At 38.1% G+C, this 1,473-nt stretch carries 1 pseudogene; it reads right to left on the bottom strand.

The annotated features are described in order from the left end of the window. Positions 1-31: 31 nt before the first annotated feature. Positions 32-1,422, bottom strand: a pseudogene (locus ABES02_RS29495) (IS3 family transposase). Positions 1,423-1,473 lie beyond the last annotated feature (51 nt).

Below are 1,473 nucleotides of genomic sequence, written 5' to 3'. Positions count from 1 at the left end.
TGATCTGACCCCATAAAGTTGGACAAAAATATTATGACGCTTTCTCGGTGGTAAGAAGCCTGTATTTTACAGGACTCTTACCACCGAGTTTTTCTTTAATTCGATCGTTATTGTAGTAACTAATCCAATCAACCGCTGCCTGAGTGACTTCCTCAAAAGATTGGTAGTCGTATTGATGAACTGTTTCAGATTTTAATAGGTGGAAGAAGCTTTCCATTGCTGCATTATCAAGACATGTTGCTTTTCGCGACATACTTTGAAATACATGATGTTCCTTAAGCTCTTTTACCCAGTTATGATGTTGATATTGAAATCCTTGATCCGAATGAACAGTTGTCCGATAAGGAAGTTTAGGTAGTGCCTCAAGGGCTTCATGCAACGGTTTTAAAGCAAAACTTACAGTAGGATGAAGGTCAATGTTAAAAGCCAGAATTTCGCCAGAGTAGAGGTCCATTACTGGTTCCAGATAACAGCGGTGTGCTGTGGACTTATCTCCCCAGCGTAACTCTGTGACATCTACTGTAAGCTTTTGATAAGGTCGATCTGTTTTAAACCGGCGATTTAACCGATTGGGAGCGATTTTACCAATCGTACCTTTATAGGAGTTGTATTTCCGACTTTTTTTCGTATATGCTTGTGACTGTAAATGGTGATCCTGCATAATGCGTTGAACTCTTTTATGATTAACTTTCCATCCACGATTTTTTAATTCAAGTTGAACGCGTCTATATCCATAAGCTGGATTATCCTTTTTGATTGCTTTGATTTCCTTTAATAAATCCTGATTACTATGTTTGGTTTCTTCATGATTTTGATAGTAGAAATACACACTTTTCGGAAGGTCGACGACCTTCAAAATTTCAGTCAAACGATATTCCTTCCTTAACTCAGTGACTACTTGCACTTGCTTTTGTCGGTACCCACGGGTTCCTGAATTAAGGCTCTTAGCTTTTTTAGGTAATCAATTTCGATCCTTAACATACGATTTTCACGTTGTAATTTTTCAAGTTCGAAGGATTCCTCTTTTTCCCCCAGTTGGTGATCATGATGGTTGGCTGTCATTTGTATTGGTCTTCCTCTCCGTTTAAACAGAGCATCAGCACCATTTTCTTCGAATTTCCTCTTCCACGATAAAATTGTACTTGGTGTGGTTATGTCAAAATGAAGGGACGTTTCACGTAAGGATGCTCTATTTCTTCCCATCCATTCTAATACTTCTAACTTAAACTTACCATCATAAACATCCTGAGGACTCCGTACATCGAATGCTTTATCCCCATATTTTTTATAATGATTCACCCAATTAAGTATGGTTTGATGGCTACCGATACCATATTTTTTTGCAAGTTCTTTTGAGCCTCCTCCTCCATTCAAATACTCCAATACAACCTTTTCTCTATATTCACTTGAAAACTTAACCATACAAAAACCCCCTAAGCTGGATTATGTAGTCCAACTTAAGGGGTTCACTTC

It is taken from the genome of Neobacillus pocheonensis (assembly GCF_050477905.1).
GTDB lineage: Bacteria > Bacillota > Bacilli > Bacillales > Cytobacillaceae > Neobacillus > Neobacillus pocheonensis_A.
This window is presented reverse-complemented; position numbering and strand designations above follow the sequence as displayed.